General features: G+C 72.1%; 22 protein-coding genes and 1 pseudogene. 11 read left to right on the top strand and 12 right to left on the bottom strand.

The window, feature by feature from the left end:
- Positions 1-27: 27 nt before the first annotated feature.
- The 3 genes from ACWD3E_RS06115 to ACWD3E_RS06105 form a co-directional block, all read right to left on the bottom strand.
- Positions 28-606: a TerD family protein gene (locus ACWD3E_RS06115; protein WP_451351499.1), complete on the bottom strand. Its 579-nt coding sequence runs from the start codon at positions 604-606 to the stop codon at positions 28-30.
- Positions 607-763: 157 nt separating this feature from the next.
- The gene (gene uvrB, locus ACWD3E_RS06110; RefSeq protein WP_451386312.1) at positions 764-2,920 is read right to left on the bottom strand and encodes an excinuclease ABC subunit UvrB; all 2,157 of its coding nucleotides are present in this window, start codon (positions 2,918-2,920) and stop codon (positions 764-766) included.
- A 49-nt stretch (positions 2,921-2,969) separates the two neighbouring features.
- Positions 2,970-3,836 (bottom strand): MHYT domain-containing protein, encoded by an 867-nt coding sequence (locus ACWD3E_RS06105; protein ID WP_451386311.1) that lies wholly within the window; start codon positions 3,834-3,836, stop codon positions 2,970-2,972.
- A gap of 276 nt (positions 3,837-4,112) precedes the next feature.
- On the opposite strand from ACWD3E_RS06105, the gene ACWD3E_RS06100 reads away from it, so the two are divergent.
- Both ACWD3E_RS06100 and ACWD3E_RS06095 read left to right on the top strand, forming a co-directional pair.
- The gene (locus tag ACWD3E_RS06100) at positions 4,113-5,006 is read left to right on the top strand and encodes a glycerophosphodiester phosphodiesterase (RefSeq protein ID WP_451386310.1); all 894 of its coding nucleotides are present in this window, start codon (positions 4,113-4,115) and stop codon (positions 5,004-5,006) included.
- A 59-nt stretch (positions 5,007-5,065) separates the two neighbouring features.
- Complete coding sequence (locus ACWD3E_RS06095; RefSeq protein ID WP_451386309.1) at positions 5,066-5,620, top strand: methylated-DNA--[protein]-cysteine S-methyltransferase; 555 nt, start codon at positions 5,066-5,068, stop codon at positions 5,618-5,620.
- Between the two features lie 16 nt (positions 5,621-5,636).
- Here ACWD3E_RS06095 and ACWD3E_RS06090 read toward each other — a convergent pair whose 3' ends face one another.
- A complete protein-coding gene (locus tag ACWD3E_RS06090) occupies positions 5,637-6,065 on the bottom strand; it encodes a VOC family protein (RefSeq protein ID WP_451386308.1) in 429 nt (142 codons plus the stop codon).
- 100 nt (positions 6,066-6,165) lie between these two features.
- Between ACWD3E_RS06090 and ACWD3E_RS06085 the strand changes: the two genes are divergently transcribed.
- Positions 6,166-7,074 carry a pseudouridine-5'-phosphate glycosidase gene (locus ACWD3E_RS06085; RefSeq protein ID WP_451386307.1) on the top strand — a complete coding sequence of 303 codons (909 nt, stop codon included), beginning with the start codon at positions 6,166-6,168 and terminating at the stop codon, positions 7,072-7,074.
- Positions 7,059-8,015: a carbohydrate kinase family protein gene (locus tag ACWD3E_RS06080; protein ID WP_451386306.1), complete on the top strand. Its 957-nt coding sequence runs from the start codon at positions 7,059-7,061 to the stop codon at positions 8,013-8,015. The genes ACWD3E_RS06085 and ACWD3E_RS06080 overlap by 16 nt, the downstream gene beginning before the upstream one ends.
- A 694-nt stretch (positions 8,016-8,709) precedes the next feature.
- Here ACWD3E_RS06080 and ACWD3E_RS06075 read toward each other — a convergent pair.
- On the bottom strand, positions 8,710-9,504 hold the full coding sequence (locus ACWD3E_RS06075; RefSeq protein ID WP_451386305.1) for a methyltransferase: 795 nt from the start codon (positions 9,502-9,504) through the stop codon (positions 8,710-8,712).
- 198 nt (positions 9,505-9,702) lie between these two features.
- On the opposite strand from ACWD3E_RS06075, the gene corA reads away from it, so the two are divergent.
- Positions 9,703-10,830 (top strand): magnesium/cobalt transporter CorA, encoded by a 1,128-nt coding sequence (corA, locus tag ACWD3E_RS06070; RefSeq protein WP_451386304.1) that lies wholly within the window; start codon positions 9,703-9,705, stop codon positions 10,828-10,830.
- Between the two features lie 25 nt (positions 10,831-10,855).
- Here corA and ACWD3E_RS06065 read toward each other — a convergent pair whose 3' ends face one another.
- Positions 10,856-11,497, bottom strand: a complete 642-nt coding sequence (locus ACWD3E_RS06065) for a uridine kinase (protein WP_451386506.1) — start codon at positions 11,495-11,497, stop codon at positions 10,856-10,858.
- Positions 11,498-11,560: 63 nt separating this feature from the next.
- Here ACWD3E_RS06065 and ACWD3E_RS06060 point away from each other — a divergent pair, with 63 nt between their 5' ends.
- Positions 11,561-12,259 carry a DUF2293 domain-containing protein gene (locus tag ACWD3E_RS06060; RefSeq protein ID WP_451386303.1) on the top strand — a complete coding sequence of 233 codons (699 nt, stop codon included), beginning with the start codon at positions 11,561-11,563 and terminating at the stop codon, positions 12,257-12,259.
- Between the two features lie 353 nt (positions 12,260-12,612).
- Complete coding sequence (locus tag ACWD3E_RS06055; RefSeq protein ID WP_451386505.1) at positions 12,613-14,100, top strand: glutamate synthase subunit beta; 1,488 nt, start codon at positions 12,613-12,615, stop codon at positions 14,098-14,100.
- A 52-nt stretch (positions 14,101-14,152) separates the two neighbouring features.
- Here ACWD3E_RS06055 and ACWD3E_RS06050 read toward each other — a convergent pair whose 3' ends face one another.
- Positions 14,153-14,758, bottom strand: coding sequence for a carboxymuconolactone decarboxylase family protein (locus tag ACWD3E_RS06050; RefSeq protein ID WP_451386302.1), 606 nt, complete (start codon positions 14,756-14,758; stop codon positions 14,153-14,155).
- A gap of 47 nt (positions 14,759-14,805) precedes the next feature.
- Between ACWD3E_RS06050 and pdxR the strand changes: the two genes are divergently transcribed.
- Positions 14,806-16,302, top strand: coding sequence for a MocR-like pyridoxine biosynthesis transcription factor PdxR (gene pdxR / locus ACWD3E_RS06045; protein WP_451386301.1), 1,497 nt, complete (start codon positions 14,806-14,808; stop codon positions 16,300-16,302).
- Between the two features lie 92 nt (positions 16,303-16,394).
- Here the strand turns inward: pdxR and ACWD3E_RS06040 are convergent, their stop codons facing one another.
- Together ACWD3E_RS06040 and ACWD3E_RS06035 are read right to left on the bottom strand one after the other, a co-directional pair.
- Positions 16,395-16,649 carry a DUF397 domain-containing protein gene (locus ACWD3E_RS06040; protein WP_451386300.1) on the bottom strand — a complete coding sequence of 85 codons (255 nt, stop codon included), beginning with the start codon at positions 16,647-16,649 and terminating at the stop codon, positions 16,395-16,397.
- Entirely contained in the window at positions 16,650-17,510 is an 861-nt protein-coding gene (locus ACWD3E_RS06035; protein WP_451386299.1) for a helix-turn-helix domain-containing protein, read from the bottom strand. It lies immediately after the preceding gene.
- A gap of 235 nt (positions 17,511-17,745) precedes the next feature.
- On the opposite strand from ACWD3E_RS06035, the gene ACWD3E_RS06030 reads away from it, so the two are divergent.
- The gene (locus tag ACWD3E_RS06030) at positions 17,746-18,459 is read left to right on the top strand and encodes an ATP-binding protein (protein ID WP_451386298.1); all 714 of its coding nucleotides are present in this window, start codon (positions 17,746-17,748) and stop codon (positions 18,457-18,459) included.
- A gap of 272 nt (positions 18,460-18,731) precedes the next feature.
- Positions 18,732-19,121 carry a hypothetical protein gene (locus ACWD3E_RS06025; protein ID WP_451386504.1) on the top strand — a complete coding sequence of 130 codons (390 nt, stop codon included), beginning with the start codon at positions 18,732-18,734 and terminating at the stop codon, positions 19,119-19,121.
- A gap of 148 nt (positions 19,122-19,269) precedes the next feature.
- Here the strand turns inward: ACWD3E_RS06025 and ACWD3E_RS06020 are convergent, their stop codons facing one another.
- From ACWD3E_RS06020 to ACWD3E_RS06010, 3 genes are all read right to left on the bottom strand, one after another.
- Positions 19,270-19,458 carry a hypothetical protein gene (locus ACWD3E_RS06020; RefSeq protein WP_451386297.1) on the bottom strand — a complete coding sequence of 63 codons (189 nt, stop codon included), beginning with the start codon at positions 19,456-19,458 and terminating at the stop codon, positions 19,270-19,272.
- A gap of 131 nt (positions 19,459-19,589) precedes the next feature.
- Positions 19,590-20,234: a DUF899 domain-containing protein gene (locus tag ACWD3E_RS06015; protein ID WP_451386296.1), complete on the bottom strand. Its 645-nt coding sequence runs from the start codon at positions 20,232-20,234 to the stop codon at positions 19,590-19,592.
- A gap of 139 nt (positions 20,235-20,373) precedes the next feature.
- Positions 20,374-21,537 (bottom strand): cytochrome P450 family protein, encoded by a 1,164-nt coding sequence (locus tag ACWD3E_RS06010; RefSeq protein WP_451386295.1) that lies wholly within the window; start codon positions 21,535-21,537, stop codon positions 20,374-20,376.
- On the opposite strand from ACWD3E_RS06010, the pseudogene ACWD3E_RS06005 reads away from it, so the two are divergent.
- Positions 21,515-22,078 (top strand): annotated as a pseudogene (locus ACWD3E_RS06005) (RidA family protein); the annotation flags it as partial. The gene ACWD3E_RS06010 and the pseudogene ACWD3E_RS06005 sit on opposite strands and share 23 nt — an antisense overlap.
- Positions 22,079-22,164: the final 86 nt, after the last annotated feature.

The following is a 22,164-nucleotide window of genomic DNA, read 5'->3' as shown; positions in this document are numbered from 1 at the left end:
CGTGTTTCGCCGGATGAGCGGGCGGGCCTACAGGTGCGGCAGGATCGCCGGCATCAGGTCCTGGAACGTACGGCCGTTGGCCGGGGTGCCCAGTGCGGTCATGGTCCAGCCCGAGCCCGCGCGGTGCACCTTCGCCATGATCTGCGCGGTGTACTCGCCGCCGCCCGCCAGGGTGTACCGGGCGAGTTCCTGGCCGTTGGTCTCGTCCACGAGGCGGCAGAACGCGTTCTGCACCTCCTGGAAGGTCTGGCCCGTGAAGGAGTTCACGGTGAAGACGATCTGGTCGATGTGGACCGGGACGCGCTGCAGGTCCACGAGGATCGCCTCGTCGTCGCCGCCCTGGCCCACGCCGCCGACCAGGTTGTCGCCGGTGTGGCGCACGGAGCCGTCGTCGCTCACGAGGTGGCGGAAGAAGACGACGTCGACCGGCTGCTTCTCCGCGAACAGCACCGCCGAGGCGTCCAGGTCGATCTCGCGCGTGCGCGAGCCGAACAGGCCGCGCCGCTTCGCCGCCTGCCAGCCGAGCCCCATGCGGACCGCCGTCAGGGTGCCTCCGTCCTTCTTCTCCAGACTGATGGCCTGACCCTTGGTCAAGTTGACGGACACGGCCGCTTCCCCTTTCGGTGTTCCCCTGTTGCCGCGCAGTGTGCGGTTGTTCAGAACCCTACGCAGGGGCACTGACAGCGCCGAACCCCGGCCCGCGCTTTGTGTCGGTGTTGCAACACTTGGCGCGTATGCCGAGGTCCGGCACAGTGCCCACGGCTCAGGCGAGGCCCGCCTCCCGCATCTGGCGCAGTTCCTTCTTCATCTCGGAGACCTCGTCGCGCAGCCGGGCCGCGATCTCGAACTGCAGCTCCGCGGCGGCGGCGCGCATACGCTCCGTCATCTCCTCGATCTGCTCGGCGAGTTCGGCCGCCGGGCGGTCGGTGGGCACCGCGGCAGCCGCCTTGCCCTTGGCGGACTTGGCGGTCTTGCCGGCCTTCGCGCCCTTGGCCGCCTTGTCGCCGAGCGACGGGACGGGTGCCTTGGCGCCCTTGCCGTCCTTCAGCTTGCGGTAGCCGGAGCCGAGGAGCTGTTCGGTGTCGACCTCCTCGCGGGCGATCTGCGCGACGATGTCGTTGATCTTCTTGCGCAGCGGCTGCGGGTCGATGCCGTTCGCCTTGTTGTACGCGACCTGCTTCTCCCGGCGGCGGTTGGTCTCCTCGATGGCCTTCTCCATCGCCGGGGTGATCTTGTCGGCGTACATGTGGACCTGGCCGGAGACGTTGCGCGCCGCGCGGCCGATGGTCTGGATCAGGGAGGTGCCGGAGCGCAGGAAGCCCTCCTTGTCGGCGTCGAGGATCGCCACCAGGGAGACCTCGGGCAGGTCGAGGCCCTCGCGCAGGAGGTTGATGCCGACCAGGACGTCGAACTCGCCGGAGCGCAGCTCGCGCAGCAGCTCGACGCGGCGCAGGGTGTCCACGTCGCTGTGCAGGTAGCGCACCTGGATGCCGAGTTCCAGGAAGTAGTCGGTGAGGTCCTCGGCCATCTTCTTGGTGAGCGTGGTGACCAGGACGCGCTCGTCCTTCTCGGTGCGCTTGCGGATCTCGTGGACCAGGTCGTCGATCTGGCCCTCGGTGGGCTTGACCACGACCTCCGGGTCGACCAGGCCGGTCGGGCGGATGATCTGCTCCACGACGCCGTCGCCGCGGGACAGCTCGTAGGTGCCGGGGGTCGCCGACAGGTAGACGGTCTGCCCGATGCGCTCCTGGAACTCCTCCCACTTCAGCGGCCGGTTGTCGAGCGCGGAGGGCAGTCGGAAGCCGTGCTCCACGAGGGTGCGCTTGCGGGAGGCGTCGCCCTCGTACATGGCGCCGATCTGCGGGACGGTCACGTGCGACTCGTCGATGACGAGCAGGAAGTCGTCCGGGAAGTAGTCCAGCAGGGTGTTGGGCGGGGAGCCGGGCGAGCGGCCGTCGAAGTGCATCGAGTAGTTCTCCACACCGGAGCAGCTGCCGATCTGGCGCAGCATCTCGATGTCGTACGTGGTGCGCATCCGCAGGCGCTGGGCCTCCAGGAGCTTGCCCTGCTTCTCCAGCTCGGCCAGGCGCTCCCCCAGCTCCTTCTCGATGTCGTTGACGGCCCGCTCCATGCGCTCGGGGCCTGCGACGTAGTGGGAGGCGGGGAAGACGTACAGCTGCTGGTCGTCGCTGATGATCTCGCCGGTGAGCGGGTGAAGCGTGGACAGCGCCTCGATCTCGTCGCCGAACATCTCGATGCGGACGGCCAGCTCCTCGTAGACCGGGAAGATCTCGATGGTGTCGCCGCGGACCCGGAAGGTGCCGCGGGTGAAGGCCATGTCGTTGCGCGTGTACTGGATGTCGACGAAGCGGCGCAGCAGCTCGTCGCGGTCGATCTCGTCGCCGACGCGCAGGGGGACCATCCGGTCCACGTACTCCTGGGGGGTACCGAGGCCGTAGATGCAGGAGACGGAGGCGACCACGATGACGTCGCGCCGGGTGAGCAGCGAGTTCGTCGCCGAGTGGCGCAGCCGCTCGACCTCCTCGTTGATCGAGGAGTCCTTCTCGATGTAGGTGTCCGACTGCGGGACGTAGGCCTCGGGCTGGTAGTAGTCGTAGTACGAGACGAAGTATTCGACCGCGTTGTTCGGAAGAAGCTCGCGGAACTCGTTGGCCAGCTGGGCGGCCAGCGTCTTGTTCGGCGCCATGACGAGCGTGGGGCGCTGGAGCTTCTCGATCATCCACGCCGTGGTGGCGGACTTGCCGGTACCGGTCGCGCCGAGCAGGACGACGTCCTTCTCACCGGCCTCGATGCGCTTGGCCAGCTCGGCGATGGCCGCCGGCTGGTCGCCGCTGGGCTGGTAGGGGCTGACGACCTCGAAGGGCGCCACCGTGCGTTCGATCTGGGAAACGGGCCGCATGGAATCAACCGTACGACCCCGCACTGACAACCGGCCCGGATCAGCGCTTTTACGGGGTGCGGGAGCCCTCGTGCTCGGGCCGGGCGGCCCGTCCGGCGGCGGGGTGGGGCGGCCGGCGGTCCAGGTGGGAGGCTACGGCGGCGGCCGGGACGCCCGGCTTGTGCTCGACGGGCGTCCAGTCGGGCCGGCCCATGACCATCCGCGGGTCGAACATCACGACGACGCCGGCGAGGAGCAGGAAGGCGAGCGGGCCGATCAGCATCGGCGCGAGCACCGAGGCCTCGGACGCCCCGCCGGTGGCGCTCCGGGTGCCGTGCAGGTGGACGCTGAGGGCGGCCATGCCGGTGTAGTGCATGCCGCTGACCGCGAGGCCCATGACCAGGCTCGCTCCCACGCTCCACAGGAAGCCACGGACGCGTCCCGCGGCCCACAGCGCGGCGGTGGCGGCCACGACCGCTATGACGACGGACGCGGCGACGGTCAGCGTGTTGTAGCTGAACCGCCCGTCGAACTCCATTCCGGCCATGCCGAGATAGTGCATCGAGGCGACGCCCAGACCGGTGATCGTGCCGCCGGTGAAGAGCGGGGTGCCGGTGGCGCCCCGGTAGCCGACGATGAAGATCCCGACGCCCACCATGACGATGGCGAGGCCGAGGCTCGCGTAGGTGATCCCCTCGTCGTAGTGGATCGGGGTCTCCTTGATGGTGAAGCCCATCATGGCGACGAAGTGCATGGTCCATATGCCGGAGCCGATCGCGGCCGAGCCGAGGGCCAGCCAGGCGGGCCGCCGGGAGTGCGTGACCAGCAGGGACCGGGTGGTGCAGCGCAGGCCGAGAGCACCGCCGAGGCAGGCCATCACATAGGCCACCAGCGGGGTGACGGCCCCGTAGCTGAATCCGTCGACCGTGCCATGCATGCGCGGCTGCCCCTCCGCCTCTCGCGTCCCGGAATACCTGGATATGCCCCCGTCCCAGGACCGCACGGGCGGTCAGGGTTGTCGCAGAGAGTATGACCCCCACCGGAATGGTCGAACGAAATTCCGGCAAAGAAACACGCCCCTCCCCCAGTTGTGCGGGCCCGGTGAGCACGCGGGAACCCTTCGGTTCCAGGTGTGGCCATCGTGCGCCCGGACAGTGTTCACCCACTGCTGTCAATATGTAGCTGTATGTGTTCGCTGACGCCAGGAGGACGCATGTACGCGCGCGCAGCCGCCACGATGGTCGCCGCGGTCCTGGGGACGGTCGTCCTGCAGACTCCCGCCTCGGACGCCGGTGAGACCCCCGCCCCGCACGCCCGTCCGGGCAGGACGGGCGAACCCACCGTGATCGCCCACAGGGGCGCCTCCGCCTACGCTCCCGAGAACACCCTGGCCTCCATCGACAAGGCGGCGCGGCTCGGCTTCTCGTGGGTCGAGAACGACGTCCAGCGCACCAAGGACGGGCAACTGGTCGTCATCCACGACGACAGCCTGCAGCGCACCACGAACGTCGAGGACGTCTTTCCCGACCGGGCGCCATGGAAGGTGAAGGACTTCACCGCGGCCGAGATCGCCCGGCTGGATGCGGGCAGCTGGTTCTCCCGCGCGTACGCGGGCACGCGCGTGCCGACACTGAAGCAGTACATGCGCCGGGTCGAGCACAACCACGAGAAGCTGCTCCTGGAGATCAAGAATCCGCAGCTGTACCCGGGCATCGAGCAGCAGACCCTGAAGCTCCTGGGCGACGAGGGCTGGCTGGACCGGGAGCACCTCGGCCGGCTGATCGTGCAGAGTTTCAGCGCGGACACCCTGCGGATCGTCCACGAGCTGCGGCCCGCCGTCACCACCGGCTACCTCGGCAGGCCGTCCGTGGAACAGCTGCACCGGTACGCGCGCTTCACCGACCTGATCAATCCCTCGTACCCGTCGATCTCCCTCGGCTACGTCGCGACCGTGCACACCTTCAAGGGGGTGCACCGCAAGCCGCTGGAAGTGTTCTCGTGGACGGTGAACGACGCGGCAACGGCCCGGAAGGTCGCGCGCTACGGCGTCGACGGGGTCATCACGAACAAGCCGGACCTCGTGCGGTCGGCCCTCCGCAGACGGTGAGCACGCGGACGGTCGGCGGCCGGACGGGCGTTGTCAGTGGCGGGTCGTACGGTGGGCGCATGGACAGCCATGGGCAGGACGAGCAGCGGGTGGTGTGGGCCGTCGTGGACAGCGGCATCGGCCCGCTGATGCTGGCGGCGACCGGCGAGGGACTGGTCAACGTGATCTTCCACGCCACGGACGCGGTGCGCGACCGGGCCCTGGAGCGGCTCGCGGCCCGGCTGGGCAGCCAGCCGGCCGAGGATCCCGGCTCGCCGCTGCTGGCCGAGGCGATACGCCAGCTCGAGGCGTACTTCGCGGGCGAGCGTCACGACTTCGACCTGCCGCTGGACTGGTCGCTGATCTCCGGCTTCAACCGGCAGGTGCTGCGCGAGCTGGCGTCCGGCGTGCCGTACGGCACGGTGGTGGGCTACGGCGATCTCGCCGGACGGGTCGGGCAGCCGGGCGGGGCGCAGGCGGTGGGCGCGGCCATGGGGGCCAATCCGCTGCCGGTCGTCGTGCCGTGCCACCGCGTGGTGGAGAGCGACGGCGGCATCGGCGGCTTCGGAGGCGGCCTGGAGACCAAGCGGAAGCTGCTCGCGCTGGAGGGCGTGCTGCCCGAGCCGCTGTTCTGACCGCGCCCGGACTCGGCTACGCGTAGTGCCGGGCCTCGAAGATGTTGCCGTCGGGGTCCCGGAAGTAGAAGCTGCGCGGGGCCTCGCCCCGGGCGCCGTACGAGTCGTGGCCGATGTCGGACACGGGTACGCCCTGTTCCGTCAGCCGGGCGCGCAGGGTGTCGAAGGCGTCCGACGGCAGGGACAGGCAGATGTGGTTGACGGGGTGGCCCGCGCTGTCGGCCGAACCGGGGAGCATCTTCATGTGCTCCGCGGAGGCGCGCGGGGCGAGGTCGAGGATGGTCTCCTGGTTGACGCGGACGGAGGGGAAAGTGACCTTGCCGGCGACGTACTCGTCGAGGCGCAGCGGCTCCAGGCCGACGGCCTTTTCGTAGAAGCCGGCCGCGGCGACGGGATCGGTCACCCACAGGACGACGTGGTCGAGACGCGTGGTGTTGTCCTTCATGCCGCCCAGGTTGGTGGCGTCCCCCACAGGGCGCAAGCGTTTATGCGGGCGTGGTGCCCGCCAGGGATCAGGGAAGGACCGACTGACAGGAGGCGGGCACGTGGTGCTGGTGGTGTCGGAAGAAGTCCGGGAAGCGATCGACTCCGGGCGGCCCGTGGTGGCCCTGGAGTCCACGATCATCGCGCACGGGCTGCCCCGGCCGCGCAATCTGCGGGTGGCGCTGGAGCTGGAGGACCTGGTGCGGCGGGAGGGCGCCGTGCCCGCGACCATCGCCGTGCTCGACGGGCGCCCCCATGTCGGCCTGGACAAGGAACAGGTGGAGCGGGTCGCGAACGAGGACGGCATCCGCAAGCTGGGCCACCGCGACCTGCCGCTCGCCGTGGCGGCGGGGGCGAGCGGGGCGACCACGGTGTCGGCGACGGCGCAGCTGGCTGCGCTCGCGGGTGTCCGGGTGTTCGCCACGGGCGGGCTCGGCGGTGTGCACCGGCAGTGGACGGTGACGCAGGACGAGTCGGCCGACCTGGGCCTGCTGGCGCGCACCCGGATCACGGTGGTGTGCGCGGGCGTGAAGTCGATACTGGACGTGCCGGCGACCCTGCAGCGTCTGGAGACGCTCGGCGTGGCCGTCGCCGGGTACGGCACGGACCGGTTCCCCGGCTTCTACCTGTCCGACTCGGGGCATCCGGTCGACTGGACGCTGCACAGCCCGGAGCAGGTCGCAGCGGTCATGCGGGCGCAGGACACGCTCGACGCGCCCGGGTCGGCGCTGATCGTCGCCAACCCCGTCCCGGAGGCCGAGCAGCTCGATCCCGGGCTGCACGCGCGCGTGCTCGCCGACGCGCTGCGCGCCTGCGAGGAGGAAGGGGTCACCGGCCAGGCGGTCACGCCGTTCCTGCTCGACTATCTGGTCCGGCACACGGACGGGGCCTCGCTGAGCGCCAATCTGGCGGCGGTGCGCGGCAATGTGCGCCTGGCGGCCCGGATCGCCGCGGCGTGGACCAGGCCGTGACCGTCGGCCCGGCGGGGGCGCTGCTGGTTGTCGGTGACGTCGTCACGGACGTGGTCGCCCGGCACCGCGGTCCGCTTGCGGCCGGTACCGACACGGCCGCCGTGGTGCGGACGCTGCCCGGCGGGGCAGGGGCCAACGTGGCCTGCTGGGCCGCTCACGCGGGCTGTGCCGACGTACGGCTGCTGGGACGGGTGGGCGCGGACGCGGCCGGCTGGCACGAGCGGGAGCTGGTGGCGGCCGGGGTGCGGCCCCGGCTGGTGATCGACCAGGAGGCGGCCACCGGGACGGTCGTCTGCCTCGTCGACACGGGCGCGGCGGCCGAGCGCACGTTCCTCACCGACAGCGGAGCGTCCCTGCGGCTCGAACCCGCCGACTGGACGGACGCGTTGCTCGACGGGGTCGCCCGGCTGCACCTGTCGGGATATCTGCTGTTCACGGAGTCGAGCCGGGCCCTCGCGGCGAGGGCGCTGGCGGCGGCACGCACGCGTGGCGTACCGGTCAGCCTGGATCCGGCGTCGGCGGGCTTCCTGGTGGAGCTGGGGGTGGACCGTTTCCTGGCGTTCGCGGACGGGCTGGACGTGCTGCTGCCCAGCCGGGACGAGGCGTCTGTGCTGACCGGCCTTTCCGATCCGGCGGACGCGGCGGCCAAGTTGAGTCGCCTGGTACCGCTGGTGGTGGTCAAGTCGGGGGCGGACGGGGCCGTGGTGGCCCGTGCGGGGACCGTGCTCGCCCGGGTACCCGCCGTGCCCGCGGCGCCCCGGGACACCACGGGCGCGGGCGACGCTTTCACCGGCGCGTTCCTCGCCGCCCTGGCCGCGGCCGCGGACCCGGTCGAGGCGGCGGCACGGGGCTGCCGGGCGGGCGCCCGGGCGGTGGAACGGGTGGGAGGCAGACCACCCTGCCGGGGCGCGGGGACCGATGCTGGGGCCGGTACTGGCTGACGCCTCCCTGGGCCGTAGCCGGGGCGGATGCCGTACTCGTCCCGGGGCCGCGCGAGTGCCGATGCTGAGGCTGGTGTCGGCTGACGCCCCCTGGACGGGAGCCGGGGATGCCGCACCCGTCCCGGGGCCGCGCGAGTCCCGATGCTGAGGCTGGTGTCGGCTGACACCCCCCGGACCGGAGCCGGGGCGGATGCCGCACCCGAGCCGGGGCCGCGCGAGTCCCGATGCTGAGGCCAGTGTCGGCTGACACCCCCCGGACCGGAGCCGGGGCGGATGCCGCACCCGTGCCAGGGCCGCGCGAGTCCCGATGCTGAGGCCAGAGTCGGCTGACACCCCCCGGACCCGAGCAGGGGCGGATGCCGCACCCGTGCCAGGGCCGCGCGAGTCCCGATGCTGAGGCCAGAGTCGGCTGACACCCCCCGGACCGGAGCCGGGGCGGATGCCGTACTCGTCCCGAGGTCGGCGCTGGCGCGGGTTCAAATGCTGAGGCCGGAGTCGGCTGACGCCCCCTGGACCGGAGCGGGGGCGGATGGCGTACCCGAGCCAGCGCCCGGAAAGATGCCGATGCTCAGTCCGGGGTCGACGCCGGCGCGGATGCAGGTGCTGAGGCCGGAACCGACTGACGCCTCCCTGGCCAGAGCCGGCGGCCCCGGCCTGGTCTCGGGCGCGCTCCCCCAGGGCCCCTCCTCACGGCCTAGCCCTTGCGTCCCCACGCCGAGATCATCGGTGCGGTGGCCAGGTCCATGCTGCCGGACTCGACGTTGGCCAGGTGCTGGTCGATGTCCTCGTCGGTGGCCAGCCCCGCGGTGACGAGCTGGTCGCGGATCTGGCGGACCGTGGCGGCCTCCAGGGCGGCACAGGCAGGTGAGGTCACCGGGAAGTACGCGTCGGCGGCCACCCCGCGCAGTCCGGCCTCGCGGAGAAGGCGCGGGAGCTTGCGGCCGTAGGACAGGTCGGCGCCGCGGTCGGCGAGCAGCTGGCGGAAGCCCTGGCGCAGCCGGTTGGCGAGCCGCTGCTCGGGGCCGTGCTCGTCGGGGCAGAGGAGGGGTTGCAGGGCGGGGTCGGCGTCCTCGATCAGCAGCCGTCCGCCGGGCCGCAGCGCCTTGATCATGGAACGCAACGCCCGGTCCCGGTCCGGGACATGGACGAGGACCAGCCGGGCGTGCACCAGGTCGAAACCCTCCCCCGGCGGCTCCTCGGTGCCCACGTCGTGGACGAGGACCTCGACCGGGGGCCGGGCCGCGGCGGCGACCTGTGAGGTGTCGATGTCGGTGGCGACGACCTTGCCGGTCGGGCCGACCTTCTTGGCGAGCCAGGACACCACGGAGGTGCCGCCCGCCCCGACTTCCCAGCAGCGCCAGCCGGCTCCGAGCTCGAACCCTTCGAGGTGCCGGAAGGTGACGGGGTCGAAGAGCGTGGCGAAGGCGTCGAAGCGCTCCCCCGCCTGCGTCTGCCGATTGTCCAGGAGATAGCCGTCGGATCGCGTCATACCGTGATCATTCCAGCTGTCCTGCTTGTCCGGGGTGGTCGACGCTCCGTCCGCAGCCGGGTACGGCCTCTGTCCACAGGCCGGAACCAAGCGGAACGCGTTGTTCCCACAGGCTTACCCGCAACTTGCGCCGGACTGGCAGACTGCCGGTCAAGTCGCGGAAGCGTTGCGCGAGGAGATCCACACGAGGAGATCCAGATGTCCATGGCTGGGAATCTGCGGAAGGTCACAGGGCTCGACAGGGTCGGCAGGCTGCGCCGGATGGCGCGGCTGGCCCAGCGCCGGCCCCGCGTCGACCTGAGTCATCCCGCCAGGTCTCCGCTGGGCTCCTCGGTGGTGAACTGCGTGACCTACCAGGACGGCGTGCGCGTGCCGGAATCCACCGATCTGATCGACGGCCTGGAGCTGGTCCGCAAGAGCCGCGAGGGGTTCGTCTGGCTGGGGCTGCACGAACCGACGGACCGTGAGTTCGCCGGCATCGCAGAGCTGTTCGACCTGCATCCGCTGGCGGTGGAGGACGCGGTCGAGGCGCATCAGCGGCCGAAGCTGGAGCGTTACGGCGAGACGCTCTTCGCGGTGTTCAAGACGGTCTGTTACGTGGAGCACGAGCAACTGACGTCGACCAGCGAGGTGGTGGACACCGGCGAGATCATGGTGTTCGTCGGCCAGGACTTCGTCATCACGGTGCGGCACGGCCGGCACGGCTCCCTGGGCCCGCTGCGCGAGGAACTCGAGGCGGATCCGCAGCAACTGGCCAAGGGGCCGGCGGCGGTGCTGCACGCGATCGCCGACCACGTCGTCGACGACTACCTGAACGTCACGGACGCGGTGCAGGCCGACATCGACCAGGTCGAGACGGACGTGTTCTCGGAGAACGGCGCGCGGACCGACCCCGGACGCATCTACCAGCTGAAGCGGGAACTGCTGGAGCTGAAGCGGGCGGTGGTGCCGCTGGCCCGCCCTGTCGAGGATCTGGCCACCCGGCCGATACGGGTGGTCGATCCGGAGATACAAGCCTACTTCCGGGATGTGTTCGACCATCTGATGCGAGCCAAGGAGCAGATCGCCGCGTTCGACGAACTCCTCAACTCCATCCTGCAGGCGCACCTGGCGCAAGTGACGGTCACGCAGAACGAGGACATGCGGAAGATCACGGCCTGGGCGGCAGTGATCGCCGTACCGACGATGGTGTGCGGCGTGTACGGCATGAACTTCGACCACATGCCGGAGCTGCACTGGCGGTTCGGCTATCCGCTGGTGATGGGTGTGATGGCGGTGGCGTGTCTGGTGCTGTACCGGGGCTTCAGGCGCAACGGCTGGCTCTGACCGACGCACCCGGCGGACGGGCTGATCAGCCGCTCCAGGCGGGATGCCGTGGGTCGTCGGCGCGGACGAGGACGTCGGCGGTCGCGGCGGGGTCGGTCTCGGTCGCGTAGCGCTCCAAGGCCGGGAGCATCCAGTGGTCGGCCTCGGGGGTACGGCGGCGCAGGGCCGCCGGAGACAGGAGGACATGGACGGTCAGGTCGAAGGGGAACCAGTGCCGAAGGAGGAGGGGGCCGTGGACCAACAGGACTCCCCCGGGCGGGAGTTGGACGTAGGGGCTGCGGGTGGCGCGGTCGGTGGCCGCGTCCCAGAGGTCGGGCAGGACGCGCCCGTTGCCTCCGGGCTCGAGCGGGCCGAAGACCTCGCGCCACAGGGCACCCGTGTCGAACCAGCCGCCGTAATACGACTCGGCGTCGCGCCGCCCGTGTTCCAGGCGGAGTGAGGCGGGGCGCAGGAAACCCTCGGTGCCGACGACCAGCGAGGGCCGGCCGCGCACACGCAGCGCCTCCCCGACACGCTCGGCGAGGTCTCCCGGGCGGGCGGCCGGGGCACCGTCGAAGCCGACGCGCGGCCAGGCACCGCCGTCGGCAGGCGCCAGACCGGCCAGCCGGTCGGCGAGCAGGCCGGCGAGCCGGTCCCAGGTGATCGCTTCGAGTCGCACAGGGCCCATCATGCCGGGTGGCGGTAGGGCGGAAGAGGAGGTGTCGGGGCGGCGACGGGGAAAGCAGCGGGTATGGCACTTCCCATAACTCCCCGCCCTGCCGACGGACTTGTCGTCATCCAGCCCCTGAAGGCCAAGCGGTGTGTCGCATGCCGGCGTGGGCCGTTGTCGCTGCTCGTGCTGGAGGACGGAGCGCCGCGCTGCCTGGACTGCGTGGACCTCGGGCACCTGGTGTTCCTGCCGCGCGGTGACACGGCGCTGACCCGCAGGTCACGGGAGGAGAGCGCGCTGTCGGCGGTGGTGGTGCGGTTCAACCGGCGGCAGAGCCGGTACGAGCGGCAGGGCGTGCTCGTGGAGGAGGCGGCACTGGCCCGGGCCGAGGCGCGGTGCCTGGCGGACGCGGAGGTCCGGCGCCGGCGGCGGGCGCGGGACGCGCGGCGCCGGGCGGCCGAGGACGAGCGGTTCGTGGTGGCGTTCGCGGCCGACATACTGCGGCTGTTTCCCGGTTGCCCGGCCGAGCGGGCCCGGGCGATCGCGGCGCACGCGTCCGTGCGGGGCAGCGGGCGGGTCGGGCGCAGCGCCGCCGGGCGGGCGCTGACGGAAGGGGCGGTGATCTCGGCCGTCGTGGCGGCCGTACGGCATGTGGACACACCGTACGACCAGCTGCTGATGAGCGGGCTGCACCGGTACGAGGCGCGGCGGCGAATCGCACCGGCCGTGGAGGACGTGCTGCGGGCCTGGCAGGACGGCGGGGAGCGGCTGGGCGCCTGAGGCATCGGCCGGGGTGCCAGGCGCCGAGGGGTGCCGAGCGCCGAGAGGTGGTAGCGGCCCTCCGTCGGGGACCGTCGGCCCGCGCACCCCGTGCCCCCAGGGCCCGCGCACGCCAGTCCCCCCGGGGCCCGCGCACCCCGGTCCCTCCAGGGCCCGCGCACCCCGGGCACCCCCGGGCCCGCGTATGCCGTCGTCACCGCCGCCGCTGCCCTGCCTCGGCAGAAAGCGCTGTCCGACCGCTCTGCGCCGCCGTCGTCGCGGACGTATCGTGGCCGGAAGAGTGGCGCCCGATGGCGGCGCACGGCCCGTCGTACACCCAGTACCTCCGGTACGCGTACGCGAGGAAGACGACCATGGCCGATCCCAAGGGGTTCATGACCACGCCGCGCCAGGAGTGGCCGCGGCGGCCCGTCGAGGAGCGGGTGCGGGACTGGGACGAGGTGTACGTCCCGGGGGCGCTGCTGCCCATCATCAGCAAACAGGCGGACCGCTGCATGGACTGCGGCGTCCCGTTCTGTCACGACGCGTGCCCGCTGGGCAATCTCATCCCCGAGTGGAACGACCTGGTGTCGCGGGAGGACTGGCGGGCCGCGAGCGACCGGCTGCACGCGACGAACAACTTCCCCGAGTTCACCGGACGCCTGTGTCCGGCGCCGTGCGAGGCGGGGTGCGTGCTGGCGATCAACCAGCCGGCCGTCACGATCAAGAACGTCGAGTGTGCGATCGCCGACCGGGCGTGGGAGGAGGGTTTCACCTCGCCGCGGCCTCCCGAGCGGCTGTCGGGCAGGACGGTCGCGGTGATCGGCTCCGGGCCCGCCGGGCTCGCGGCGGCGCAGCAGCTGACCCGGGCGGGGCACACGGTCGCGGTGTACGAGAGGGACGACCGGATCGGCGGTCTGATGCGGTACGGCATCCCCGAGTTCAAGATGGAGAAACGGCATCTGGAGCGGCGGCTCGCACAGATGCGGGCGGAGGGGACCAGATTCCGCGCGTCGACGACGGTCGGAAGGGATGTGTCGGCGTCCGGCCTGCGGAGCCGGTACGACGCGATGGTGATCGCCACGGGGGCCACGGCGTGGCGGGAACTTGCGGTGCCCGGTCGGGAGTTGGACGGGATACACCAGGCGATGGAGTACCTGCCGCTGGCCAACCGGGTGTGCGAGGGGGATCTGGAGGTCTCGCCGCTGTCCGCCGCCGGCAAGCATGTCCTGATCGTCGGGGGCGGGGACACCGGGGCGGACTGTCTGGGGACGGCGGTGCGCGAGGGGGCGGCGTCCGTGACCCAGCTGGACATCTACGCCCAGCCGGGTGCCGAGCGCGACGAGGAGGCCGAGCCCTGGCCGACGTACCCGAAGGTCTACCGGCTGTCGGCGGCACACGAGGAGGCGCGGGACCTGCGGACGGCTCCGGCGGCGGATGCGGACGCGCGGCTGTTCGCGGCGTCCACGCTCCGCTTCACCGGGGACGCGGGCGGGCATGTGCGGGCGTTGCACCTCGTCGAGGTCGACGAGCGGCGGCAGACGGTGCCGGGTACGGAGCGGACGCTGCCCGCCGACCTCGTGCTGCTCGCCCTCGGCTTCTCCGGGCCCGACCAGGAGGACGGGCTCATCGGGCAGTTGGGCCTGCGCCTGGAGCCGCGCGGCACGATCGCCCGGGACGACGGCTACGCCACCAACGTCCCCGGCGTGTTCGCCGCCGGGGACGCGGGGCGCGGGCAGTCGCTGATCGTGTGGGCCATCGCGGAGGGGCGGGCGGTCGCCGCGGCCGTCGACCGCCATCTGACGGGGAGTTCGCGGCTGCCGGCGCCGGTCTCTCCGAGGGACCGGCCGATGGTGGTGTGAGGCCTCGGCCGGCCGGCGCCGCACCGAGCCCCCCAGCCCGCGCGCGGCCTGCTCAGCGGCGCCGTTCGTCCGTGCCCGCCACCTTGGCCGTGGCCAGGGCCAGGCGGTTCCAGGTGTTGATCGTGAAGATCAGGGCGAGTACCTGGGCCAGTTCCTCGTCCTCGAAGTGGGTGGCGGCCTCCGCGTAGACCTCGTCCGGGACGCCTCCGTCGGCGACGAGGGTGACCGCCTCGGTCAGGGCCAGTGCCGCCTGTTCCCGCGGGGTGAAGAAGTGCCGCGCCTCGCGCCACACGGCGACCATGTGCAGCCGGTCCTCGCTCTCACCGGCCTTGCGGGCGTCGTTGGTGTGCATGTGGAGGCAGTAGGCGCAGTGGTTGAGGAGCGAGGCGCGGATCTGGATCAGCTCGACCAGCGCGGGGTCGAGGCCCGCGCGGGAGGCGGCGTCGAAGCCGATGAGGGCGCGGAAGACCTTCGGAGCGGTCCTGGCGAAGTCCAGGCGGCTGCGGGAGACCTCGGCCGCGGCGATCCCCGCGGCGGTGTCGACCGCCGTACCGGAGGCGAGCGCGGTCGTCGGCCGGGTGGTGTTCGTCGTCGTGTTCGAGGTCGTGTTCGTCGTCGTGTTCGAGGTCGTGTTCGTCGTCGTGTTCGCCGTCGTCATGGCTCCCAACCTATGCAGTCGAAAGACCTGTCGTAGGGTGCATTTCTGTGACGGAATCATGGGTCAATTCCGCGGAGCGGATCGGCGCCGATCTGCATCTGGAGCTGTCGGGGCCGGGTGGGCGGCGGGCCGCGCTGATCCGGGCGCTGCGGGAGGCGGTGCGTGGCGGGCGGCTGGCGCCGGGCACACGGCTGCCGCCGTACCGTTCGCTCGCCGCCGACCTCGGCATGGCCCGGAACACGGTGGCCGACGCGTACGCGGAGCTGGTCGCGGAGGGCTGGCTGACCGCCCGCCAGGGCTCGGGCACCCGGGTCGCGATGGGGGTACCTCCCACGCCTCTCGGGCAGCGGGGGAGGGCCGTGCCGTTGCCACAGGCCGAGCGGGTGCCCGTGAAGACTCCCGCACGCGCGGGTGGGCCGCGGCACGATCTGCGGCAGGGCACGCCGGACGCCTCGGCGTTCCCCCGGGCGGCCTGGGCGGCCTCCTACCGCAGGGCGCTGCGGGCGGCACCCAACGAGGCGTTCGGGCCGGGGGATCCCGCCGGACGCCGGGAGCTGCGGGAGGCGCTCACGGAGTACCTGGCACGCGCGCGAGGGGTGCGTACCGCGCCGGACCGGATCGTGATCTGCTCCGGCTTCGCGCACGCGCTGCGGCTGCTGTTCGGGCCACCGGGCGGGCCCGGAGGCGGCGCAGGCGACGGCGGCGCAGGCAACGGTGGCGTGCTGCGCGGTCCGCTGGCCGTGGAGGCGTACGGGCTGGGCTTCCACCGAGGGCTGCTCGCGGCGGCCGGCGTGCGGACCGTGCCGCTGCCGCTGGACGAACACGGCGCGCGCGTGACGGAGTTGGGGCAGGAGCGGGCCGTACTGCTCACGCCCGCACACCAGTTCCCGACCGGCGGCCCGCTGCACCCGGAGCGCCGGGCGGCGGTGATCGACTGGGCACGCGGGCGCGGGGCGGTGGTGCTGGAGGACGACTACGACGGCGAGTTCCGCTACGATCGACGGCCCGTCGGCGCGCTCCAGGGCCTCGATCCCGAGCGGGTGATCCACATCGGCTCGGTCAGCAAGAGCCTGTCACCGGCGCTGCGGCTGGGCTGGATGGTGCTGCCGGAGCGGTACGTCGGCCCCGCGCTCGCCGCGAAGGGCGAGCGGGAGGCGTGGGCGAGCGTGCCGGACCAGCTCGCCCTCGCGGACTTCATCGGCTCCGGGTCGTACGACCGCCATGTGCGGCGGATGCGGCAGCGCTACCGGCGCCGCCGCGATCGGCTGGTCGAGGCGCTCGCCGCGCACGCGCCGCACATCGAGGTGACCGGTGTCGCCGCCGGGCTGCACGCGGTGCTGCGGCTGCCGCCCGGCACCGAACGGTCCGCGGTCAAGGCCGCCGCCTGGCAGGGCGTCGCGCTCGACGGCCTCGCCGCGTTCCGGCATCCGGAGGCGGCGACGGCAGCGGCCGACGGCCTGGTGGTGGGGTACGCGACGCCCGCGGAGCACGCCTACGGGGCGGCCGTTGAGGCCCTGTGCGGGGTGCTGCCGCCGCCCGGATGACGGCCGTGAAGGATCGGGAGGAACAAGGTGGGCCAGGTAACAGGAGGCGGGGTCAGGGAAATGGAGCAAGTCATAAAAAGGGCACGGATCGCTCACGTGAGCAGGAAGTCCGCCTCACCCGCCTTCGCACCCTCGATGAAGGCGGTCATCTCGTCCGTGGTGTAGATCAGCGCGGGGCCGTCCGGGTCGGTGGACTGGCGCACGGCGATCCGTCCGTCGGACAGCTTCATCGCCTCCAGGCAGTTGCCGCCGTTGCCGCCGCTCCAGGGCTTGTGCCACCCCTCGCTTCCCAACTCCCGTGCTGGCATGCCGTTGTAGACGCGACTGCGCGGCGTGATGCGATCCATTCACAGCTCCTTGCGGAGATCCCGGAGGATCTCCTTCGTGCGTTGTGCCGTGGCGGCCTGCGCCGCCATGCGGTCCATGACCTCCAGATGGGTCCCCACCTCGGAGCGCGCGTCCAGGTAGACAGCTCCGGTCAGGTACTCGCTGTAGACCATGTCCGGGAGTTCCGACATGGCGAACCGGAACAGCACGAAGGGCCCGTACGTCCCCGGGTGCGGCCCGTTGACGAACGGGGCGACCTGGAGTGTCACATGGGGCAGCTTCGTAGCCTCCAGCAACTTGTCGATCTGCGCGCGCATCACCTCCGGCCCGACGACGGGGCGGCGCAGGGCGGTCTCGTCCATCACCACCCAGAAGCGGGGGGCGTCGGGCCGGGTGAGCAGGTCCTGGCGTTGCATGCGCAGCGCGACATGGCGCTCGATGTCCTCCGGGCTCGTCTGCCCGATGGCACCGGACTTGAGCACTCCGCGCGCGTAGTCCTCGGTCTGCAGCAGCCCGGGGACGAAGTGCGGCTCGTAGGAGCGGATGAGGCTGGCCGCGCCCTCCAGGCTGACGTACATGGAGAACCAGCCCGGCAGGATGTCGTGGAACCGCTGCCACCAGCCGGGCCTGTTGGCCTCCTCGGCGAGCTGCACAAAGACGTCGGCCTCGTCGTCGGGCACGCCGTAGGCCTTCAGCAGCAGCTGCAGGTACGGGATCTTGAGGGCGACCTCGGCCATCTCCATACGGCGGACGGTGGCGGGGGCGACGCGGAGGACACGGGCGGCCTCCTCGCGCTTGAGACCGGCACGTTCCCGCAGGTCCAGCAGGCGCCGGCCAAGGACGACCTGACCCACGGTCGGCGCGGACCGCGGCTCGCTCACGCTCCCACCTCCACCGAAGGAAACCCGAAGTCCCGCAGAGGATCCCGCAACGGATCCCGACTGCCCTACGAGAGCACAGCCCTACGACAGCCCTACGGCGCCATTCGAAGATTCATTCGAAGATCCGGACGGATCAGCGACGATCCCAATTGGCGCCGTTCGACGTGCTGTTGCGAGCAGTGTGCCACGGCCGCTGACCGAGTCACACTGCACTCTGCAATTTTCAGAGTGACACTTGCCAAGTGTTCGCGGCGGGGCGATAGTGGCAAGCGTGATTCCGTCCGCGCCCTTAGGAACAGACGCCGCCGCAGACCGCCCCGGTCTCGGTGCCACCACGGGAGCAGCCCCTGGCAGGGGCGCTGCCGGGCGCCGGTTCCGCTTCGAGCTGGCCGCTCATCCGGGTTCCCCCGCACAGGCGAGACGCCTGACGCGTGCCCGGCTGACGGGCTGGTCGGTGTGCGCGGACACCTGCGACAACGCGGCTCTGGTCATATCCGAGCTGGTCACCAACGCGATCGTGCACACCGCGAGCAGTCGCGTCGTGTGCGAGCTGCACGACCACGACGACACGGTGCGCATAGCCGTGCGCGACGACGGCTGCGCGCCGGGCGATCCGCACCCGTCCCCGCAGCGGCCCGACGACGAGCGCGGGCGCGGCCTGCTGCTCGTCGACGCCCTGTGCGAAGCCTGGGGAGCCCAGGAGCACGGTCCCGGACTGCTGGTCTGGGCCGAGCTACCCCACCAGACCGACGCGGCCTCCGACACCGCCGGACCGCGCAACGACCTGGGCTGGGGCACCCGGCCCAAGCCGAGCCCCTCGCACGACCCGGGCCGCTCGCACGAGCCGAGCCCTTCGCACGGCTCCCGCGAGGACGGGCCGGTCCCGGTTCAGCGCCGGACACCCCCGCAGCAGCGCGGCGGATGGGAACCGAAGCAGCACAGCGCATAGGAGCTGCCGTGAACAGCACCATCGGCCCCGGCCGCCCGCACCACACCTCCGCCACCACCTCCGCCACCGGAGTCGGCGCGTACCACGCTACCGGTCCGCACCTCGCGACGAGCCCAGGCGTCGTCGCACACCCCGCCGCCGGCCTCGGCGCGCCCCGTATCAGCGATGTCGCCCCACGCCACACCACGGGTTCCGACCGGCCGCTCGGCCTGGACACGCTGGTGCGTCTGAAGCGCCGGCAACCCGCTGCGGCCCCGGCAGCACCCGCAGCCATGACCGCGATCACGGCCAAGAACGCCACCACGAACACAGCCACGACGCGCCGGCTGCCGCTGCCCGAGGGCATGACGGTCCCGCTCGGCTGCGACGCCGTGGCCGTGCCGGACCGCCTCGGCCCGCTCGTCGCCCCGCGGCTGCCGCGCCTGGGCTGTGTGTACACCGACGGCGCCCGCTGGTGGTGGATCGTTCCGGCGGACTCCGACGACGCCCTCCCCTGGCCGGCCCCGGCCCACTACGCCCCCGGCGCGCTGGTCCCCGGCATCGCCCGCCTCATCCACCGCCCGGAGGGCACGGTCCCGTACACCCCGCCGATCCCCCTGTACCTGGCCCTGTGCCGGGTGACGGGCACGACCCCGGACTGGTCCCGGGCCGTCTCGGCGTAGCCGCCCCGACCCCCGGCCCCCGCCCCCCCCTCGCGCCCCCGCACTCCCCCACGCGCCCCGCCCCGCCCCCGGCCGCCCGGCGAAGTCGTACACCCCGGCGACAGCGGCGGGCTCTGCGCGGAGCCGTACGCGCTCCAGGCGCAGCGGTTCACGGCGCGGGCACCAGTCCCCCGCCCTCGCCACCCCGCACGATGACCAGGAACGTGTCCGTCGCGAGGTCCATCACGACCTCGGCGGGCAGGCCTTCCAGACGCCGCGCGTGCGCGAACTCCTCCGCGGGCCACGATCCTCGCGGACCGCCGGCGGGAAAGCGCTCGACCACTGTTCGCCCGTTCACCGTCCTGCACCTCCAGAAAGCGTCCTGTTGTCAGGAGTTAACGCCCTGGAGCAGGCCAGCGCCTCGCGCAGTGACGGGACTGAGACATGACCGACACCACTTCGGCACGCTCCGCACAAGGAGCGGAACCGTCAGTATTCGTACTCGTCGTGCAGCCGCAGCCGGTCGCTGCCCACGGGCCTGCGCCCGAGCGGCGTGAGGTCGAGCAGGCCGACGGTCGTACCGAGGCCGTCCAGGCCGTCGTCGTACACCGAGTAGGTGTGGAAGACCCGGTCGCGATCCCGCAGGAAGCAGCTGACGCCCGACCGCTCGACCAGTTCCCCGCCCAGGTCCACGGTCGCCTCGAAGTCGAGGTTGAAGTCGCTGTGGCACGACGAGTACCAGGGCACCGCCCAGCCCATCCGCGACTTGAACGGCAGGAGCCGGGTGAACGGCGCCCGGGACACCGCCGCGAACGAGGTGTGCCGGGCCCGCAGGTGCGCGAGGTGGCCGACCTGGTCGAGGAAGGCCGAGCAGCCCGGGCAGCCCGCCTCCCACTCCGGCGCGAACATGAAGTGGTGGACGACGAGTTGGGCCCGCTCCTCGAAGAGGTCGAGGAGGGTGGCCTTGCCGTCGCCGCCCTCGAAGACGTACTCCGGGTCGACCTCGACCATGGGCAGTCTTCGCCGTTCGGCGCCCAGTTGCTCGTACGCCTTGCTGACCGCCTCCTCCTTGCGCAGCAGTTCCTCACGCGCCGCGCGCCACTGCTCGCGCGAGACGATCTCCGGAAGCGACATGGGCCCTCCTGTCCGACGGTCGTTCCGGATGGTGACCGCCGGCAGGAGCGGAACTCATCGGAATACGGCGGCCGATTCCAAGAATCTTTCCGGCGCCTCTCAGCCACGGCCACGACCCGCACACCGGTTCACTACGCCCTCAGTACGTCACCGGCAGCGCCACCAGCCCACGGGCCCGCAGCGACCGGCGCCAGCGCAACTCGCCCTCCGCGAGCGCCAGATCGGGGAACCGCTCCAGCAGGGCGGCCAGCGCGATCTCGGCCTCGGCACGGGCCAGGGGTGCGCCCAGGCAGTAGTGGATGCCGTGCCCGAGGGCGAGCTGGCCGGTGGCGTCGCGGCCGAGGTCGAGGCGGTCGGGGTCGGGGAAGCGGGCGGGGTCGCGGTGGGCGGAGGACAGGGAGACCCAGACCGTCTCGCCCGCCGGGATGGTCACCCCGGCGATCGTCACGTCCTCGACCGGGAACCGGCGCATGGCCAGCAGCATGGGGCCCTCGTAACGGGCCAACTCCTCGACGGCGGCGGGAAGTCGCTCCGGCTCCTTGCGCAGGGCGGCGAGCTGGTCGGGGTGTTGCAGGAGGGCGAGCACGGCGTTGCCGATGAGCTGGACCGTGTTCTCGTACCCGGCGAAGAGGATGAGCCAGGCGAGGGACATCAACTCGTCCTCGGTGAGCCGGTCGCCCTCGTCGCGTACGGCGATCAGGTCGCTGAGCAGGTCGTCCCCGGGCTCCCGGCGCTTGGCCGCGAGGAGCCCGGTGAGGAAGCCGAGCATGGCCGCCATCGCCTCCTTGGCGGCGTGCGGGCGGGCCGGGTCGGGGGCCATGAGGACATCGGTCCACTGCCGGAAGTCCAGCCGGTCCCCCTCCGGGATGCCCAGCAGGTCGCAGATGACGGTGATCGGCAGCGGCGCGGCATAGGAGGCGACCAGGTCGGTGCTGCCGTGCGTGCCGAGGGCGTCGAGGAGCCGGTCCGCGGTACGCCGGATGGGTGTGCGGAGCTGCTGGATTCGGCGCGGGGTGAAGGCGCGGCCGACCAGGCGCCGGATGCGGGTGTGGTCCGGCGGGTCCATGTTGAGAAGGTTGGCGTCGAGGGCGGGTGGCAGCGAGAGACCCTTGTACGTGCCGGCCCCGCTCCGTTTGTCCAGGGAGAGGCGGGGGTCGGCGAGGGCGGCACGGACGTCCTCGTACCGGGTGACGAGCCAGGCGGGGGTGCCGTCCGGTCCGGTGACGCGGTGCACGGGCGCGGTCTCGCGCAGGCGCCGGTAGACGTCGTAGGGATGGTCGATGAGGCCGTCGGCGAGGTCCATACCGGGCAGCCTACGCGGGCTCCTCCCCAACTCCCGTACGGCGGACGGCACATCGGCGGTGGCGGCGAGGTCGTGGACCGGCGAGCGGAAAATCGGGTGCGGACCGGCGGCCGAGGTGCGGATCATCAGGAGGTTGGCCCTTGCCACGTCCCGATGGCCTGTTGGCCCGACCTCCCGATGCCCCGACGCCCCGATCCGAGGAGCCGCCATGATCCGTCGAATGAACGCGCCCGGCCTCTTCCCGCCGCCCACCTATGCGCACGCATCCGTCGTGGAGGCGGGCACGAAGCTCGCGTTCCTGGGAGGAGCCGTACCGCTCGACGCCGAGGGCACGCTGGCCGGGGCCGGCGACCCGCTGCGGCAGGCCGAGCAGGTCATCGCGAACCTCCGGGAGCAACTGCAGGCCGTCGGCAGCGACTTGGAACACGTCGTCGCCACCGATGTGTACGTGGTGAGCGCCGACCCCGCCGTACTGGCCGCGGTGTGGAAGGTCGTCGAGGCCTCGGGGCTGAGCCTCGGCCCGCATTCGTCCACGCTGCTCGGTGTGGCCTGCCTCGGGTACCCCGGCCAGCTGGTGGAGATCACGGCGACGGCCGTGGTCCCGGAGGAGGCCGACGCGACGGCCGA

It is taken from the genome of Streptomyces sp. NPDC002676 (assembly GCF_053592455.1).
This window is presented reverse-complemented; position numbering and strand designations above follow the sequence as displayed.